This window comes from Stenotrophomonas testudinis (assembly GCF_024499815.1).
Classification (GTDB): Bacteria; Pseudomonadota; Gammaproteobacteria; order Xanthomonadales; family Xanthomonadaceae; genus Stenotrophomonas.
This window is the reverse complement of the sequence record NZ_JAMOKY010000009.1, coordinates 1-17,590: the sequence shown is the minus strand read 5'-3', so window position 1 is coordinate 17,590 and position 17,590 is coordinate 1. Positions and strand designations below refer to the sequence as shown.

At 68.8% G+C, this 17,590-nt stretch carries 19 protein-coding genes and 1 pseudogene; 16 read left to right on the top strand and 4 right to left on the bottom strand.

Going from position 1 to position 17,590, the window contains the following annotated elements:
- The first annotated feature begins 3 nt into the window (after window positions 1-3).
- The 3 genes from hemP (at window position 4) to NQ204_RS07660 (ending at window position 2,053) form a co-directional block, all read left to right on the top strand.
- Window positions 4-198, top strand: coding sequence for a hemin uptake protein HemP (hemP, locus tag NQ204_RS07670; RefSeq protein ID WP_005412278.1), 195 nt, complete (start codon window positions 4-6; stop codon window positions 196-198).
- Between the two features lie 241 nt (window positions 199-439).
- The gene (locus NQ204_RS07665) at window positions 440-1,042 is read left to right on the top strand and encodes a ChuX/HutX family heme-like substrate-binding protein (protein WP_256643508.1); all 603 of its coding nucleotides are present in this window, start codon (window positions 440-442) and stop codon (window positions 1,040-1,042) included.
- An 84-nt stretch (window positions 1,043-1,126) separates the two neighbouring features.
- Window positions 1,127-2,053: a DUF6607 family protein gene (locus tag NQ204_RS07660; RefSeq protein WP_256643507.1), complete on the top strand. Its 927-nt coding sequence runs from the start codon at window positions 1,127-1,129 to the stop codon at window positions 2,051-2,053.
- Between the two features lie 88 nt (window positions 2,054-2,141).
- Here the strand turns inward: NQ204_RS07660 and NQ204_RS07655 are convergent.
- From NQ204_RS07655 to NQ204_RS07645, 3 genes and pseudogenes are all read right to left on the bottom strand, one after another.
- A pseudogene (locus NQ204_RS07655) lies at window positions 2,142-2,363 on the bottom strand (DMT family protein); the annotation flags it as partial.
- Window positions 2,364-2,431: 68 nt separating this feature from the next.
- Window positions 2,432-4,948 (bottom strand): ABC transporter permease, encoded by a 2,517-nt coding sequence (locus NQ204_RS07650; protein WP_256643506.1) that lies wholly within the window; start codon window positions 4,946-4,948, stop codon window positions 2,432-2,434.
- Window positions 4,945-5,592 (bottom strand): ABC transporter ATP-binding protein, encoded by a 648-nt coding sequence (locus NQ204_RS07645; RefSeq protein ID WP_116865243.1) that lies wholly within the window; start codon window positions 5,590-5,592, stop codon window positions 4,945-4,947. Before NQ204_RS07645 ends, NQ204_RS07650 begins: the two co-directional genes overlap by 4 nt.
- Window positions 5,593-5,667: 75 nt before the next feature.
- On the opposite strand from NQ204_RS07645, the gene NQ204_RS07640 reads away from it, so the two are divergent.
- The 3 genes from NQ204_RS07640 to NQ204_RS07630 all read left to right on the top strand — a co-directional run bounded on the left by NQ204_RS07640 (window position 5,668) and on the right by NQ204_RS07630 (window position 8,535).
- A complete protein-coding gene (locus NQ204_RS07640) occupies window positions 5,668-6,312 on the top strand; it encodes an arylesterase (protein ID WP_116865244.1) in 645 nt (214 codons plus the stop codon).
- Window positions 6,313-6,399: 87 nt separating this feature from the next.
- A complete protein-coding gene (locus tag NQ204_RS07635; RefSeq protein ID WP_002811889.1) occupies window positions 6,400-7,113 on the top strand; it encodes a response regulator transcription factor in 714 nt (237 codons plus the stop codon).
- 150 nt (window positions 7,114-7,263) lie between these two features.
- A complete protein-coding gene (locus tag NQ204_RS07630) occupies window positions 7,264-8,535 on the top strand; it encodes a sensor histidine kinase (protein ID WP_256643505.1) in 1,272 nt (423 codons plus the stop codon).
- 111 nt (window positions 8,536-8,646) lie between these two features.
- Here the strand turns inward: NQ204_RS07630 and NQ204_RS07625 are convergent, their stop codons facing one another.
- Window positions 8,647-9,348 (bottom strand): SGNH/GDSL hydrolase family protein, encoded by a 702-nt coding sequence (locus NQ204_RS07625; RefSeq protein ID WP_256643504.1) that lies wholly within the window; start codon window positions 9,346-9,348, stop codon window positions 8,647-8,649.
- A gap of 213 nt (window positions 9,349-9,561) precedes the next feature.
- Between NQ204_RS07625 and NQ204_RS07620 the strand changes: the two genes are divergently transcribed.
- The 10 genes from NQ204_RS07620 to NQ204_RS07575 all read left to right on the top strand — a co-directional run bounded on the left by NQ204_RS07620 (window position 9,562) and on the right by NQ204_RS07575 (window position 17,447).
- On the top strand, window positions 9,562-9,957 hold the full coding sequence (locus NQ204_RS07620; protein WP_108767788.1) for a diacylglycerol kinase: 396 nt from the start codon (window positions 9,562-9,564) through the stop codon (window positions 9,955-9,957).
- Window positions 9,958-9,990: 33 nt separating this feature from the next.
- Window positions 9,991-10,740, top strand: coding sequence for a TerC family protein (locus tag NQ204_RS07615; protein WP_108767789.1), 750 nt, complete (start codon window positions 9,991-9,993; stop codon window positions 10,738-10,740).
- A 197-nt stretch (window positions 10,741-10,937) separates the two neighbouring features.
- Entirely contained in the window at window positions 10,938-12,098 is a 1,161-nt protein-coding gene (locus tag NQ204_RS07610) for an MFS transporter (protein ID WP_256643503.1), read from the top strand.
- Window positions 12,099-12,655: 557 nt separating this feature from the next.
- Entirely contained in the window at window positions 12,656-13,276 is a 621-nt protein-coding gene (locus tag NQ204_RS07605; RefSeq protein ID WP_256643502.1) for a LemA family protein, read from the top strand.
- 3 nt (window positions 13,277-13,279) lie between these two features.
- Entirely contained in the window at window positions 13,280-14,164 is an 885-nt protein-coding gene (locus NQ204_RS07600; RefSeq protein ID WP_256643501.1) for a TPM domain-containing protein, read from the top strand.
- Complete coding sequence (locus tag NQ204_RS07595) at window positions 14,164-14,658, top strand: TPM domain-containing protein (RefSeq protein ID WP_116864536.1); 495 nt, start codon at window positions 14,164-14,166, stop codon at window positions 14,656-14,658. Before NQ204_RS07600 ends, NQ204_RS07595 begins: the two co-directional genes overlap by 1 nt.
- 36 nt (window positions 14,659-14,694) lie before the next feature.
- Window positions 14,695-15,582 (top strand): prolipoprotein diacylglyceryl transferase, encoded by an 888-nt coding sequence (gene lgt / locus NQ204_RS07590; RefSeq protein WP_108767794.1) that lies wholly within the window; start codon window positions 14,695-14,697, stop codon window positions 15,580-15,582.
- Window positions 15,579-16,373, top strand: coding sequence for a thymidylate synthase (locus tag NQ204_RS07585; RefSeq protein WP_256643500.1), 795 nt, complete (start codon window positions 15,579-15,581; stop codon window positions 16,371-16,373). The genes lgt and NQ204_RS07585 overlap by 4 nt, the downstream gene beginning before the upstream one ends.
- A gap of 8 nt (window positions 16,374-16,381) precedes the next feature.
- A complete protein-coding gene (locus NQ204_RS07580; RefSeq protein WP_116864534.1) occupies window positions 16,382-16,942 on the top strand; it encodes a hypothetical protein in 561 nt (186 codons plus the stop codon).
- A 13-nt stretch (window positions 16,943-16,955) separates the two neighbouring features.
- Entirely contained in the window at window positions 16,956-17,447 is a 492-nt protein-coding gene (locus tag NQ204_RS07575; protein ID WP_256643499.1) for a dihydrofolate reductase, read from the top strand.
- Window positions 17,448-17,590 lie beyond the last annotated feature (143 nt).

The following is a 17,590-nucleotide window of genomic DNA, read 5'->3' as shown; positions in this document are numbered from 1 at the left end:
CTCATGAATGCTCAACCTGTACTGCTGCGCCCCGAAACGCTGACCCTGCGCGACCGTCCGGTGCGTGTCGTTCCGCCGGAAGAAGTGATCGACAGCGAAGCCCTGCTGAAGGGCCGCCGCGAAATCCTGATCCAGCACGGCGACCGTTTCTACCGGCTGCGCCACACCAGCAACGACAAGCTGATCCTGACCAAGTAACGCGGTCTGGTCGCCCGCCTCCCTCCCTCCTGCCAGCAGCGCTGGCAGGGTGGGCGACCCGTCCGCTCCCGCTCTCTCCCCCTCGGCTGTCCGTGCACGCCTGGCGTGCCGGTGGCCGGGGGCTCCCCCTCTGCCTGGTCAGGCCCTTGCCGATGACCTGCTGCCTCGCCGCGCGTCCAAGCGACGCGTACGCCACCGGTCCGACCCTGTCGGCCACCCCTGCCGTGTCCTGGTGAATCCCATGAGCCGAGCCCTGTCCGCCCGTCGCCTGTCGTCCTTCCTGCCGCACCACGCGCTGCAGGCCTGGCCCACGCCGGCGCAGCTGGCCGCGTTGGGCACCGTGCTGTGCCTGTACCACGCCGACAGCAGTGAGCTGGGTGGCTGGCGACAGGCCGTGTCGGTGCATGCCTGCCAGGGCGTGGACAGCGAAGGCCTGCGCGAAAGCCTGTGCTTCCTCGATGGGCGTGGTCGCTGCGTCTGGCGCCTGTACCTGCTGCCGGACAGCGATTTCCTCGCCTGGGACCGGCTGGTGGCGTCGCTGCCGCCGGGCCCGGAACACGATGCCGAAGGCAGTGTCGGGGAGCGCCTGTGGCGGCGCCTGGCCGGCCACCTGGGCGGCCAGCGCTGGCGCCTGTGCGCGCTGCGCCTGCATGCCGCCGACGATGGCAGCACCCTGGCCGCCAGCCTGTCCACGCTGTCCTCGCTGGGAGCGGCCACCGCGCGCCGCATCGCACGGCTGGAGGGTGCCGAGGGCGAACTCTCCATCGATGACTGCTGCTGCGCCGACGCCGCCCGCCGGCCCGCGCCGCGTCTCACCGGCGACCTGCCGCTGGTGCGCCTCTGAAACCGGTTTGATGGAACCCTGATGGATCGATCGCGGCCACGGATGGCCACCCATCGAACCTGATACTCCCCAAGGAACTCCCTGATGAAGTCGCACGCCGCCAGCGTGATGCTGCTGTTTGCCGTCGCCGGTGCCGCCCGCGCCCAGCCCACCGATATCGCCCGTGACCACGCCAGCGTCCTGGCCATGCAGGGCGAATACACCGTGGATTTCGCCTTCGATGAAACCGTGCTGCTGAAGCCCGGCTATGAGCGCGCGCCGGCCATGCGCAGTGCCGGCAACGAAGTGGTGATCGTGGTCGAGGACAGCCCGCTGCGCATCGTCCTGCAGCACCTGCTGGTGGACGCGAAGAGCGGCCACGTCACCAAGCACTGGCGGCAGGACTGGGTGTATGAAGCGCGCAACCGCTTCGAGTTCAGCGCCGACCAGACCTGGCAGGTGCGCACGATTCCGGCGGCCATCAACCAGGGCGCGTGGACCCAGTGCGTGTACGAGGTGAGTGACGCGCCGCGCTACTGCGGCACCGGCACCTGGAGCTACGACAACAACGTGCCGACCTGGACCAGCGACATCAGCTGGCGCCCGTTACCGCGCCGCGAATACACCAAGCGCAGCGACTACAACGCACTGGCCGTGGTCAACCGCCACACGCTCACCCCGAACGGCTGGACCCACGAGCAGTTCAACACCAAGGTGCAGCGCAACGCCGACGGCAGCCAGGTCGAGATCGCCCGCGAGTTCGGCTTCAACGATTACCTCCGGACCACCGAGGTCGACTTCAGCCCCGCGCGCGATTACTGGAAGGGCACCGCCGGCTACTGGGCCAGGGTGCGCCAGCGCTGGGACGGCTTCCTGACCCAGGCCCCGGGCGTGCACCTGAAGAGCAAGATCGATGGCATGGCAATGATCATCCCGCTGTTCACCCAGGCCGACGACATCCAGTCGGGCAAGAAGGTGAAGGACGCGCAAATCGACGCCGTGTTCGCCGAGTTCGTGCAAAAGGCCCGGTAACGCCGGGCCGCAGGAAGCGGGCGTCGGTAGATCCACGCCACGCGTGGATGCCCTTATTCCCTGAACATCAAAAACGCGGCCAGCACGATCCCTTCAGCTGCGGCGCCGAATACACCGCACTGCCCAGGCGGTTGCCGGGCACCTGCAGGCAATACTCGAAGAAGGCGATGCCCCAGCTGACCATGATGACCATCATCAGCGGCGCGCTCTTGTATTTGAAGTGGCCGTACCAGGCGAAGGTCATGAAGCTGTTGCTGCCAAGCAGCAGCAACACCGGGTACAGGTCAGCAGCGAACGACGTGCCGGGCATCCGGGCGATCTCACCGGGTGGGGCGCGCAGCATACCGCCGGCCCCACCCGGCGCGTATCACGGCCGCGTCAGGCCTCGCGCAGGGCCAGCGCTGGCGGCGTGTGCAGGATCGCCCGCGTGCCCCACCAGCCAGCCAGCAGGCTCAGCCCGATGCCCACCAGCCCGCCCAGCAGCAGGCCCGGCCACGGCGGCAGCAGCGGCAGCTCGAACACCTTTTGCGATACCGCCACGCCGATGCCGGCCGCCGCACCCACGGCCAGCAATGCGGCCAGCGCACCCAGCGCGCCGAACTCCACCAGCACCGCACCGCGCAGCTGGCGCCGGGTAGCACCCAGGGTGCGCAGCACTGCGCTGTCGTAGCGGCGCTCGCCGGCGGTGGCCTGCAGTGCGGCGAGCAGCACCAGCACGCCGGCCAGCAGGCTGAACACCATCACCAGCTGCACCGCCTGCGCGACGCGGTTCATCACCTCGCGCACCTGCGAGATCACCGCGTCCACATCCAGCAGCGACAGGTTCGGCTGTTCGCGCACCAGCGCACCCAGACCCGCGGCCTTGCCGGCCGGCAGATGGAATGCCGACAGCAGGTTGTGCGGCGTATCGCCCACCGCGTTGGGATTGAGCAGCACGAAGAAGTTCGGGCGGAAGGTATTCCAGTCCGCCTTGCGCACGCTGGTGACGGTGAACTCTCGTTCCTGCTCGCCCACGGCAATGGTGATGCGATCACCGGGGTATACGCTGTAGCGCTTGGCCCAGCCGATCTCCACCGAAGCCTCCGGCGCGGTGCTGTCGGCCTTCCAGAACGTGCCGTTGAGCAGCGTGTTGGCCGGCGGGAAGGTGCTGCGCCAGCTGAAGTTCAATGGCCGGTTCTCGTCATCGTCATCGCGCTGGCCATCGCCCTGTGCCGTCTGGCCGTTCTGCCCCGGCGCACGGTCCACGCGCAGCGGTGGCTTGCCGTTGATCGCGATCAGGCGGCCGGTGGCCATCGGTTCAACGTTGGCATCGGCCGCGCCCAGCCCCTGCAGCGCGGCCAGTACGCTGTCGCGCTGCTCGGGCTGGATGTTGATCAGGAAGTAGTTGGGCGTGTTCTCCGGCAGGCGCTCGCGCCACTGCTGCAGCAGGCCGGGGCCGGTCACCGCCAGCAGCAGCAGCGCGCACAGCGACAGCGACAGGCCCACCAGCTGCATCACCGCCAGCATCCGCCGCCGGGTCAGCGCGGCCAGGCCCAGCCGCCAGTTGCCATGCAGTCGGTGCTGCACACCGCGCAGCAGCTGCAGCAGGCCGAAGCCGACCACGCCGGCGGCCAGCGCCAGCGCAGCCAGGCCGCCCAGCACCCACAGCGCAAGTTTCAGGTCACCGGTGACCTGCACCGCCAGCACCAGGCTGGCCGCCAGCGCAGCTACATAGGCCAGCAGCGAGGCCGGCGGCAGGGCGGCGAAGGAGCGGTTGAGTACGCGCATCGGCGGCACCCCGCGCAGGCGCAGCAGCGGCGGCAGGCCGAAGCCGAACAACAGCAGCAGGCCGATGCCCGCGCCGGTCAGCGCCGGGGTGGCCTCGGGCAGCGGCAGGCGCTGCGGCACCAGGCTGCCCAGCACCTGCACCAGGCCTTCCTGCGCGGCCATGCCCAGGCCGATGCCGAGCGCGCAGGCCGGCACCGCCAGCATCAGCAGCTGCAGCGCCAGGCCAGCGAGGATGTCGCGCTGGCGTGCGCCGATGCAGCGCAGGATCGCCACCTGGTCAATGCGGCGCAACGCGAAGCGGTTAGCCGCCAGCGCGGTGGCCACGCCGGCCAGCAGCACCGCCAGCAGCGCGCTCAGACCGAGAAAGCGGCCGGCCAGATCAAACGCCTGGCGCACGCCACGCTGGGTGTCGTCCACGCTCAGCAGGCGCATGCCCTTCACCTGCGGCAGCAGCCATTGCCGGTACGCGGCCACCTGGTCGGGTGCACCGGCCACCATCAGCCGGTAGTTGATGCGGCTGCCCGGCCCGAGCAGGCCGGTGCCATCGACGTCGGCGCGGTTGACCAGCAGGGTGGGGGAGAGCGTCAGCAGGTCGCCACCGCTGTCCGGCTCGGCCTCGATGATGCCGGCCACGCGCAGCGTGCCGGCACCAAACTCGAGCGCGTCACCGACCTTCAGGCCCAGCGCCTGCAGAAGGCGCGGGTCGGCATAGGTCTGGCCCTGCGGCGGCATGCCGGCATCGGCGATCAGCGCGCCGCCCGGCGTGGCCCGCACCCGCAGCGTGCCGCGCAGCGGGTAGCCGGCCTGCACCGCCTTGATGCTGGCCATCTGGCTGGCATCACCGTTGAACAGCACGCTGCCGAAGCCGGCGATGCGGGTATGCGCCAGGCCGCGCCGCTGCGCTTCTTCGGCGAAGGCCGCGGGCGGATCGCTGCGCCCGGCCACGCCGAGGTCGCCGCCCAGCATCTCGGCCGCGCTGCCGGTCAGGGCCAGGTTGACCCGGTTCACCAGGGTGCCGACGGCGGTCATCACCGCCACGCCCAGCACCAGCGCGGCGAACACGGTCAGCAGGTCACCGGCCAGGGCTTCGCGGCGCAGCGCGCGCCAGGCGTGCCACAGCAGGTTCATGCCTGTGCCCCGTACTCGACCGCCTGCAGGCGACCGCTGTCGATGCGGTGGATGTACTGGCAGCGCTGGGCCAGGCGCAGGTCGTGGGTAACCAGCACCAGGGTGGTGCCGCTGCCGGCATTGAGTTCGAAAAGCAGGTCGCTGATGTGCTGGCCGGTGGCCTGGTCCAGCGAGCCGGTGGGTTCATCGGCGAACAGGATGCGCGGGCGGGTGACGAAGGCGCGGGCCAGGGCCACGCGCTGCTGCTCGCCGCCGGACAGCTGCCGCGGGTAATGGCGGGCGCGGTGCGAGAGGCCGACCTGGGCCAGCACCTCATCGACCCGCGCGCGGTCCTCGCGGCCGGCCAGTTCCAGCGGCAGTGCGACGTTTTCGGCCGCCGTCAGCGCCGGCAGCAGGTGGAAGCTCTGGAACACGAAGCCCACTTCGCGTGCGCGCAGCTGCGCCCGGGCTTCCTCGTCCAGTGCGCCCAGCGCCTGCCCGGCCAGGGTGATACCGCCACGGCTGGGCAGGTCCAGCCCGGCCAGCAGGCCGAGCAGGGTGGTCTTGCCGGAACCGGAGGCCCCGACAATCGCCACGCTGGTGCCTTCATGTACCGTGAGGGTGATGTTGTCCAGTATGTGGACTTCACCCTCCGGGCCATGCACGGATTTGCCGACCTGGTCGACGGCGATGGCGACGGACGCGCTGCGGGGGGACAGGCTGTCGATGAGGAGACTCCAATGCGCATTACAGGATGGAGCCGGCAAGCCGGCACGATGATGGTGCTGCTGCTAGGGTTGCTGCTGTGGTCCGGGCTGGCGTGTGCCAAAGGTCCGGCCGGCACGGTGCTGGTGCTCGGTGACAGCCTCAGTGCTGCCCACAATATCCCGGCCGACGCGGGCTGGGTCACCCTGCTGGACAAGCGGGTCAGGCAGCAGTCGAAAACGCCGCCCCGCATCGTCAACGCCAGCATGAGCGGGGAAACCACCGCCGGCGCGCTGACCCGCCTGCCGGGCCTGCTGGCCAAGGAGAAGCCGACCGTCGTGGTCATTGCCCTGGGCGGCAACGATGCCCTGCGCGGGCTGACCCCGGCGCAGGTGCAGGGCAATCTGGAAAAGATGCTGCTGGCCAGCCGCGCCGCCGGGGCCAAGGTGCTGCTGCTGGGCATCGACGTGCCGCCCAACTACGGCCCGGCCTACCGCCAGCGCCTGGCCGCCGCCTACCGCGCGCTGGCCGACAGGTACAAGGTGCCGCTGCTGCCGTTCCTGCTGGAGGGCGTGGCCCTGCAGCCGGGGCTGATGCAGGCCGACGGCCTGCACCCCACCGCGCAGGCCCAGCCGAAGGTCCTGGACAACGTCTGGCCGCTGCTCAAACCCCTGCTGTGAAAATTTTTTCTGCGTCTTGACGGAACTTCACATCGCGTCCACCGTCGATCGGGCATGTTTCACAAAGCTGAAGAAAGAGGTACTCACATGCGTCAGACGAAGGAGACTTCCGGCTTGGTGCTGGTGGTCGAGGACAACCGCAACATCTCCGAGATGATCGGCGAATACCTGGAAGGCCGTGGCTTCGAGGTGGACTATGCGCAGGATGGCCTGGACGGCTACCGTCTGGCGGCTGAGAACAGCTACGACGTTGTCGTGCTGGACCTGATGCTGCCGCGCCTGGATGGCATCGAAGTGTGCCGCCGCCTGCGCAACGATGCCCGCAAGTCGACCCCGGTGCTGATGTTGACCGCGCGCGACACGCTGGACGACAAGCTCACCGGCCTGGGGTTTGGTGCCGATGACTACCTGACCAAGCCGTTCGCCATCCAGGAACTGGAAGCCCGCCTGCGCGCGCTGATCCGCCGCGAACGTCGCCAGGTCGGTTCGGAAGTGCTCAAGGTCGCCGACCTGGTGCTCGATCCGGTCAGCATGCGGGCCACCCGCGCCGGTACCGAACTGCAGCTTTCGCCGATCGGCCTGCGCCTGCTGACCATTCTGATGCGGGAATCGCCCCGCGTGGTCACCCGCCAGGAAATCGAACGCGAGATCTGGGGCAACGGGCTGCCGGATTCGGACACCCTGCGCAGCCATCTGTACAACCTGCGCAAGATCATCGACAAGCCGTTCGACCGTCCGCTGCTGCATACCGTGCAGAGTGCCGGTTACCGCATCGCCGACATTGCCCAGCCCATGGCCTGAGCAGTGCCGGTACAGGAACAGGCCCGCCCCGGCTTCGGCCGGGTCGCGGGGCAGGGGACGGGCCGTCGGCCGCAGGGGTGGTCATCCACCGTGCACGTCGCCGGCACGGCGCGCTGCCTATAATCGCAGCGCTTCAACCGGGACCCCGCAATGCCGCACGGCCTGCCGCGCAAGATCCGTATCGCTTTCATCCTGCAGGCAGTGCTGGCCAGCGTAGGCATCCTGCTGGGCGCCTGGCTGGTCTCGCTGGTGATCAAGCACAGCCTGGTGGGCGCCGCCCTGCGCGAAGAGGCCGCCTACTACTGGACGCTGCACGAGGCCTCGCCCGCGCAGCCGCCCCCCAATACCCAGAACATCCGCGGGTACCTGCTCGAGCGCGGGCGCTCCAGCCTGTCGCTCCCGGCCAACCTGCGAACGCTGGAACCCGGTTTCCACGAACTGCCCGGCGATGACCAGCTGGTGCTGGTCGATGCCCGGCCGCAGGGCCGCCTGTACTTGGTGTTCCTGCGCTCGCGCGCGGAAATGCTGGCGTTCTGGTTCGGCATCGTGCCGGTGCTGCTGACCCTGCTGGCCGTCTACGGCGCCAGCTGGGTGACCTACCGCGCGTCCAAGCGCCTGGTGTCGCCGGTGAACTGGCTGGCGCGGCGCGTGTCGCGCTGGGACCCGGGCCACCCCGAGGCGGCCGACCTGGAGCCGGACAAGCTGCCGGGCGACATGCAGGGCGAGACCCGCCAGCTGGCGGCGGCGCTGCATTCACTGGCCAACCGGGTCACCGACCATGTGGCCCGCGAGCGCAACTTCACCCGCGATGCCAGCCACGAACTGCGCACGCCGCTGACCGTGATCCGCGTAGCCAGCGACATGGCACTGGGCGACGAGACCCTGGAACCGCGCCTGCGCCGCAGCCTGCAGCGCATCCAGCGGGCCGGGCGGGACATGGAGGCGGTGATCGATGCGTTCCTGATCCTGGCCCGCGAGGCCGACATCGAGCCGCAGATCGAGCTGTTCGATGTCAACGACATCGTCCGCTACGAGGTGGACAACGCCAACGAACTGCTGGGCAACCGCCCGGTGGCGGTGCACCTGCACAGCGCCGGCCCGGTGCAGCTGCACGCGCCGCCGCGGGTGCTGCAGGTGGTGGTCAGCAACCTGGTGCGCAACGCCTGCAACTACACCGACGAAGGCCGCATCGACGTGCAGGTCGAATCTCACCGGGTGGTGGTGCGTGATACCGGCATCGGCATGTCGGCCGAGGCGCTGGCCCGTGCGTTCGAGCCGTTCTACCGCGCGGAACCGGATCGTCCGCAGGGTACCGGCCTGGGCCTGTCGATCGTGCGCCGGCTGTGCGACCGCTTCGGCTGGAAGGTCAGTCTCGCCAGCGAGCCCGGCAAGGGCACCGAAGCGACGGTCGTTTTCCGCTGATCCCGACGCCGGGCATGGCCCGGCGCTACCGGGGTCGGATCCCGTTGCAACGCAACGGGCTCTGACCCCATGCCTGCCGCGTCGCCGGGCATGGCCCGGCGCACGCTTTGCTCAGTTGCAGTTGACCTTCGGTGCCACGGCCTTGGTCCAGATCGCATAGCCGGCCGGGGTCATGTGCAGCATGTCCTCGCGGAACAGCTTCGCGTCCGGCTGGCCATCGGCGCCCAGCATCGGGGTGTAGATGTCGGTGTAGCCGGCATTGGGCAGCTTGGCCAGGGCGGCCTTGATCATCGCGTTGGCCTGATTGATCGCCGGCAGCAGGTGCGCGCGCGACGGGCTGGGCTTGATCGACAGGTATTCCACCTTGGTCTTCGGCAGGTCGCGGTGCACGCGCTGCACGAAGGCCACCACGTCATCGCGCACCTGGGTGGCGCTGCGGCCGCTGTTGAGATCGTTGTCGCCGGCGTAGAAGAACACCTTGCACGGCGCATAGGGCACCACGATCTTGTCGGCATACCAGGTGCTGTCGCGCACTTCCGAACCACCGAAGCCGCGGTTGAACACCGGCTGGCCCGGGAAGTCCTGGGCCAGGCTTCCCCAGAAGCGGATCGAGGAGCTGCCGATGAACTCGATGCCACCGCGCGGCGGCGGGTTGCCCTGGTCGGCCTTGAGGAAGCTGGCCATGTCGCCTTCCCAGGCCACGTTGGACACCTGGTCGGGCACGCGCGGCGCGGCCGGCGGGCTCAACGCCTGGGCCAGCGGGGCCAGGGTCAGCAATCCAAGCGACAGCAGACAGGTACGGGCGAGTGTCATCAGCGGCTCCAGTAGGGACAGGGGACACCCATCATAGGAGTTCGCCGCCGTGCTGCGCTTGCCCATGGCGGGTGGTTGGCCGGCCGCCGCGGGGTGCCGCTGCCGCCCTTGTGGCAAAATGGGGGCTGTCTGCCCATTCCTGTGCACCCATGATTGCCTGCCGTGCGTCTGAGCGGTCGCTGCGCCGCGCCCCTGTTGGTGGAAAATTCCTCCGTGGCTGATCAGTTCGGTCACATGCCCCGCGGGCCGCGCCGCATCTTCCAGGCCGCCCGCTGGTCCTGGCAGGGCCTGCGCGCCGCCTGGCTGCACGAGTCCTCGTTCCGGCTGGAGGTCTACCTGCTGGTAGTGCTGGCCCCGCTGGCGCTGTGGCTGGGCCAGACCCCGGTCGAGCGCGCGCTGATGATCGGCTCGATGCTGCTGGTGCTGGCGATGGAACTGGCCAACTCGGCCATCGAAGCGGTGATCGAGCGCTACGGCGCGGAGATCCACGAGCTGGCTGGCCGCGCCAAGGACATGGGCTCGGCAGCGGTGTTCGTGCTGATGATGAACGTGCTGCTGTGCTGGGCACTGGTCGTGGTGCCCCACCTGTTGGCCGGCACGTACGCCTGAACCCCCATTCCCCCACTGTCCTGAAGAGTTTCCATGTCCTTTGAGTTTCTCGCCGACCCCAATGCCTGGGTAACCCTGTTTACCCTCAGCGCCCTGGAAATCGTGCTCGGCATCGACAACCTGGTGTTCATCTCCATCGCCGTCAGCAAGCTGCCGGAAGAGCGCCGTCCGTTCGCACGCAAGCTCGGCATCGCCGTGGCCTGCATCACCCGTATCGGCCTGCTGGTATCGCTGGCCTACCTGGCGCACATGGCGGCGAACCTGTTCACCGTGGCCGGCATGGGCATCTCCATCCGCGACCTGGTGCTGATCGTCGGTGGCCTGTTCCTGATCATCAAGGGCTTCATGGAGATCAAGGAACTGATCACCGGTGGCGAGGACGAAGACCCCAGCACCACCAAGGCCTCGGCCGTGTTCGGCTACGTCATCGCGCAGATCGCGGTCATCGACATCGTGTTCTCGCTGGACTCGGTGATCACCGCTGTCGGCATCGCCGACCACATCCCGGTGATGGTCGCCGCCATCCTGCTGTCGGTGCTGGTGATGCTGCTGGCTGCCAACCCGCTGGGCCGTTTCATCGATGCCAACCCGACAGTGAAGATGCTGGCCCTGGCCTTCATCCTGCTGATCGGTGCGGTGCTGATCCTGGACGGCCTGGACGTGCACGTGCCCAAGCCCTACATCTACGCCGCGATGGGCTTCTCGGTGCTGGTGGAATGGCTGAACCTGCTGATGCGCCGCCGCGCACGCGACCACCACGTGCCGGGCGCCGGCAACTGGTAAACGATCCATCCAGGACCCCCGGCATTGCCGGGGGTTCTGCGTTGTGGGGGCCGCTGCGCTCGCCGGGCCATGCCCGGCGGAATCACGCCGCCACCTGTGAACCGGGGTCAACACTGTTTTCCCGCGGCGAGGCTTAATCGGCGGCGGCAAAGCGCGCAGGCTACGCAGCTTCCCGTTTCCTCCCCACAGGAACCCCCATGAATTCCCGAGCCGCACTGCTGGCCCTCGCCGTCGGCGCCTTTGCCATCGGCACCACCGAGTTCGCCCCGATGGGCCTGTTGCCGGTCATCGCCGATGGCGTGGGCGTGAGCATTCCTTCCGCCGGCATGCTGATCACCGCCTATGCCGTCGGCGTGATGCTGGGCGCACCGGTGATGACCCTGTTGATGGGGCGGTTCGGCAAGCGCACCGCGCTGATGCTGCTGATGTCGATCTTCGTGGTCGGCAACCTGCTGTCGGCGCTGGCGCCGAACTATGGCCTGCTACTGCTGTCACGCCTGGTCACCAGCCTCAACCACGGTGCGTTCTTCGGCATCGGTGCCGTGGTCGCCGCCAGCCTGGTATCGAAGGAGAAGCAGGCCGCCGCCGTGGCCACCATGTTCATGGGCCTGACCATCGCCAACATCGGTGGGGTGCCGCTGGCCACCTGGGTCGGCCAGCAGCTGGGCTGGCGCCTGTCCTTCGCCGGCACGGCGGTCCTGGGCCTGGTTGCGATCACCGCATTGGGCCTGGCACTGCCGGCGTCGGCGCCGGATGCACGCCCGGACGTGCGTCGCGAGATACGCGCGATCCTGCAGCCGCAGGTGCTGCTGGCGATGGCCACCACGGTGCTGGGTGCCGGTGCGATGTTCACTCTCTACACCTACGTGGCGCCGGTGCTGAGCGAACTGACGGGCGCGTCGAATGCATTCATTGCGATGTCGCTGGCGCTGATCGGCATTGGCTTCACCGTCGGCAACGGCATCGGCGGGCGCATGGCGGACTGGTCGCTGGATGGCGCCACGCGCATCCTGTTGGCCGTGCTGGCGGTGCTGATGTTCGTGCTGCCGCTGGCCTTCATGAGCCACGCCACGGCGGCGCTCGGTGTCCTGCTGTTCGGTGCGGCGACCTTTGCCCTGGTGCCGCCGCTGCAGATCCGGGTGATGCAGGTGGCCAGCGAGGCGCCGGGTCTGGCGTCGTCGATCAATGTCGGTGCGTTCAACCTGGGCAACGCGGTGGGTGCGGCGCTGGGTGGCGCGGTGATCAGCGCGGGCCTGGGGTATGCGGCGATTCCGTTCGCCGGTGGGTTGCTGGCGGTGTCGGGGTTGCTGCTGGCGTGGCTGGGGCGGACGCGCGCGCCGGTGGCTCAGGCCTGTTGAGGGGGGTGGGGCTCCGGCAGGGCTTGCAGCCCTGCACCCGCAGAATCAACGTCAACGTCAACGTCAAAAGCGGTGCTGGTTTTCTGCTGGTTGGGCGGGGCGGTGTGGGCTTGCAGGACACGCCGTAAACCCGTCCATGGGGGCTCGTAGGCGCCATCCATGGCGCCTGCGGTCCTGCAAGCCCACACAGCCCCACCCCCGACAGGTCCACTCGGCTGTTGGTGGGTGCCGACCGTTGGTCGGCACGAATGCCTGAAGCATGGGCTTTGGCTTTTGCTCTTGCTCTTGCTCTTTTTGATCTTTCCCGCGGTGCCGATAAACCGTCCATGGTCGGGAGGGTGGGTTGGCTGGGGGCGTGAGCCGCATGGATGCGGCGACCGAGCTTACAGGGACGTACTTGCAGCGTCCCCCAGCCAACCCACCCTCCCGACCAACCCCGAGATGCACTAGCCCCACCGCGGAGGGGGCCCAGCCCGTTGGCCGACACCCCGACCTCCACGCCGGCGTTAACGCAAACCATGGCATGCTCGGCAGCCAGTCCACCCGGAACTCCCGCCATGCGCCTGCTCACCCGCGTCCTGCCCCTGCTGCTGATGGCCTCCCTGCTCTCCGGCTGTGGTTACAACGCCATCCAGCAGAAGGATGAGGCGGTCAAGGCCAGCTGGTCCGAAGTGCTCAACCAGTACAAGCGCCGCGCCGACCTGGTGCCCAACCTCGTGCAGACCGTCAAAGGTTTCGCCAGCCAGGAAGAGCGCGTGCTGACCGAAGTCACCAACGCCCGCTCGCGCGTCGGCCAGATCAACGTCAACGCCGATGACCCTGCCTCGCTCAAGCAGTTCCAGCAGGCGCAGGGCGAACTGGGCAGCGCGCTGTCGCGCCTGCTGGTGGTCACCGAGAACTACCCCACGCTGAAGTCCGACGCCAACTTCCGCGACCTGCAGGCACAGCTGGAAGGCACCGAGAACCGCATCACCGTGGCCCGCGGCCGCTACATCCAGCAGGTGCAGGACTACAACACCTACATCCGCTCGTTCCCGCAGCTGGTCACCGCGAAGATCTTCGGCTACCAGCCCAAGCCCAACTTCAGCGTCGAGAACGAAGCGCAGATCTCCAACGCGCCGGTGGTCGACTTCGGCACCACGCCGCAGCAGCAGCCGGCACCGCAGCCGGCGCACTGACCGATGCGCCTGGCCACCGCACTGCTGCTGGCGTTCCTGCTGTGGCTGCCGCTGGCGTCGCAGGCGCAGTCGCTGGCGCCGATTCCCGCGCTGGATTCGCCGGTGGTCGATACCACCGGCACCCTCGATGCCGCGCAGAAGCAGGCGCTGGTGCAGCAGGCACTGGACCTGCAGCAGCGCAAGGGCAGCCAGCTGCAGGTGCTGGTGGTGCCCAGCACCCAGCCCGAGGACATCGCCCAGTACACCACCCGCGTTTTCGACCAGTGGCAGATCGGCCGCAAGGGCGTGGATGACGGCGTGCTGCTGGTGGTGGCCAAGGACGACCGGCGCGTACGCATCGAACCGGGCTACGGCCTGGAAGGCGCGATTCCCGATGCCATCGCCAACCGGGTCATCCAGGAGTACCTGGTGCCGCGCTTCCGCAGCGGCGATTACGCCGGTGGCATCACCGACGCCACGGCGGTGCTGGTGAAGCTGGTCGATGGCGAGCCGTTGCCGGCGCCGGTCAGCGGCCAGCGCGGCCACGAACCGGGCGGTGGTGGCGATATCTGGATCCTGGCGCTGTTCATCGGCGTGTTCGCGGGCAGCATGCTGCGCGGGGTGTTCTCGCGGGTGCCACGCCCGCTGCGCGGCCTGCTCGGCGGCGGCGGCGCGGCGCTGGCCGCGTTCCTGTTCACCTCCACCCTGCTGGCCAGCGGCGTGGCCGGCATCGTCGGTCTGGTCGTGGCGATGTTGTCCGGCCACCCCGGGCGCTATGCCGGCGGGGGTGGCTGGGGAGGCGGCAGCTGGGGTGGGGGCGGTGGCTTCGGCGGCGGTGGCGGTTTCGGCGGCGGCTGGGGTGGCGGTGGTGGCCGCTCCGGCGGCGGCGGCGCCTCGGGGGGCTGGTGATGATCCGGCGCCTGCTCCGACATGTGGTCGCGCCCTCGGTGCGGCGGGCCTTCCCGCCGGACACCCTGCAGGCCATCACCGAGGCCATTGCCGCCGGCGAGGCACGCCATGGCGGCCAGGTCATGTTCGCGGTGGAGGCGGACCTGCCGCTGCACGCGCTGTGGCGGGGCACGACCCCGCGGCAGGCGGCCGAGCAGGCCTTCGCCCAGCTGCGCACCTGGGACACCCACCACAACAACGGCGTGCTGATCTACCTGCTGCTGGCCGACCACGCCATCGAGATCGTGGCTGACCGCGGCCTGCACGGCCGGGTCAGTCCAGCGCAGTGGCAGCGGGTCTGCACCCACCTGCGCGAGGGCCTGCGCGGGGCCAACCCGGCCGAGGCGCTGCGCAGCGCCATCGATGAAGTCTCCGCGCTGGTGGAAGGGCACTTCCCGGCGGCCACGCGGTCCGATGATGACGGCCTGCCCGACACCCCGCAGATCCTGGGTTGAGCCGTAAAATACCCGTACTCCCGCAAGGCAGCTTCCATGATCTATTTCCACGACATCGACCCCATCGCCCTTTCGCTGGGGCCGATCAAGGTGCACTGGTACGGCATCATGTACCTGCTGGGCTTCACCGCGGCCTGGCTGCTGGGCCGCAAGCGCATCGCCGAGGGCCGCCTGCCGGGCGTCGATGCCAACGGTTTCTCCGACCTGCTGTTCTACGCCATGCTCGGCGTGGTGCTGGGCGGGCGCATCGGCTACATGCTGTTCTACGCGCTGGGCGACTTCCTGCACAACCCGCTGCTGCTGTTCAAGGTGTGGGATGGCGGCATGAGCTTCCACGGCGGCCTGCTCGGCGTCATCGCCGCCTGCTGGTGGTGGTCGCGCAAGCACGCGCTGCACTTCTTCGACACCATGGATTTCATGGCGCCGCTGGTGCCGCTTGGGCTGGGCTTCGGCCGCATCGGCAACTTCATCGGCGCAGAGCTGTGGGGCAAGTACACCGATGGCAGCTGGGGCGTGGTGTTCCCGTCCGGCCTGCCGGCCCCGCTGAACCAGCTTGACACCGCCACTCTGCAGGCGCAGTTCGCCACCGGCGCGCTGAACCAGTACGCCCGCCATCCCTCGCAGCTGTATGAAGCGGCGCTGGAAGGCCTGGTGATGTTCGTGGTGCTGTGGGCGGTGTCGGCCAAGCCGCGCCACCGCTACCTGATCGGTGGCCTGTTCGCCCTGCTGTACGGCATCTTCCGCTTCGCGGTCGAGTTCGTGCGCATGCCCGACAACGGCATCTACATGGCCTTCGGCTGGCTGACCAAGGGCCAGATCCTGTGCGTGCCGCTCATCGCCTTCGGGCTGGTGCTGCTGGCCCTGTCGCGCCGCGCACCGGTGCTGCAGCCGCAGCCGATGGTGGCCGCGGAGGGCAAGGCATGAAGGCCTACCTCGACCTGCTCTCGCATGTGCTCGAGCATGGCACCGAGAAGAGCGACCGCACCGGCACCGGCACGCGCAGCGTGTTCGGCTGGCAGATGCGCTTCGACCTCAACGAAGGCTTCCCGCTGGTCACCACCAAGAAGCTGCACCTACGCTCGATCATCCACGAGCTGCTGTGGTTCCTGAAGGGCGATACCAACATCGGCTACCTGAAGGACAACCAAGTGCGCATCTGGGACGAGTGGGCCGACGAGAACGGCGACCTCGGCCCGGTCTACGGCAAGCAGTGGCGCAGCTGGGCCACCGCCGATGGTCGCGAGATCGACCAGATGCAGTGGCTGGTGGACGAGATCAAGCGCAACCCCGATTCGCGCCGGCTGGTGGTCAGCGCCTGGAACGTGGGCGAGCTTTCGCAGATGGCGCTGATGCCGTGCCACAACCTGTTCCAGTTCTACGTGGTGGACGGCAAGCTCAGCTGCCAGCTGTACCAGCGCAGCGGCGACATCTTCCTCGGCGTGCCGTTCAACATTGCCAGCTACGCGCTGCTGACCCACATGGTGGCGCAGGCCACCGGCCTGGGCGTGGGCGATTTCGTGCACACCCTGGGCGATGCGCACCTGTATTCGAACCATTACGAGCAGGCGCGCGAGCAGCTGTCGCGTGAACCGCGCACGCTGCCCAAGCTGTGGTTGAACCCGGAGGTGAGCGACCTGTTCGGTTTCCAGTTCGACGACATCCGCATTGATGGCTACGACCCGCACCCGGCGATCAAGGCGCCGGTGGCGGTATGAGGCGGCGTATGTCTGCACCGGCGCTGCTGGTGCTGGCGGGCCTGTTGCCGGCCATGGCGCAGGCTGCCCCGGCGGATACGCTGGCGCTGGCCCGGCAGGTCAATGCGCAGATCGTGCACCGGCATGTGCAGGAAGAGATACAGGCCATCACCGAGGCGATGAACGGCGGCGCCGGGCAGAGCCTGGTCAAGGATTCGCCGGCCGGTTGCCAGGCGCAGATGGGCGAGGCAGTGACGACCCTGTACGCGGCAATGGCCGCACAGGTGAGGTCGGGCATCGAAGAGCCGGCGTACCTGGCAGCCATGGACAAGCAGCTCGCGGCGGTGTATTCCGCCGAGGAATTGAAGGCCTTCCTTGCGCAGAGTGCCGACGCGGACACCGACCCCGGCGGGCTGTACCGGCAGGTGATGTCCGGGCCGGGCCTGCAGGAGATCGACGACGCGCAGAAGCAGAAGGTGTTTGCTGCAATGGATGAGAACGCTCCCGCCACGCCAGCACTGGCTGCTGCATTCCAGGCCGCGCAGGTGGCGAAGGATGCCTGCCAGCGCCTGCAGATCGATGCCAGCTGACAGGGGTGCTCGGATGAAACTCTCGATGATCGTGGCGCTGGACCGCAACCGTGGCATCGGCCAGGGCAACGCGATGCCCTGGCACCTGCCGGACGACTTCAAGCACTTCAAGGCGCTCACCCTGGGCAAGCCGATCCTGATGGGGCGCAAGACCGCCGAATCGATCGGCCGCGTGCTGCCGGGGCGGACCAACCTGGTGCTGACCCGCATCGGCCAGGTGCCGTTCGAGGGTATGCGTGCGGTGGCGTCGCTGGATGAAGCAAAGGCCATTACCGAAGGCGAGGGCGCCAGCGAGCTGTGCATCATCGGCGGCGGCGAGATCTTCCGCCAGCTGCTGGACCAGGCCAGCGACCTGTACCTGACCTGGGTGGATGCCGACGTACCGGCCGACACCCATTTCCCCGAGGTGGATCCGGGCGTCTGGGAGGAAACCAGCAGCGAGCCGCATCCGGCCGATGCGCGCCACGCGTACGCGTTCCGGTTCGTACACTACGTGCGTCGCTGACCGTCGCTGTCTGTAGAGTCGGGGGGGGGGGGGGGGGGGGGGGGGGGGGGGGGCGGGGGGGGGGGGGGGGGGGGGCGGCGCCCCCCCGCCCGTCAGCACCCCGGGAGGGGGGCGGGGGGGGGGGGGGGGCCGCCCGCCCCCCC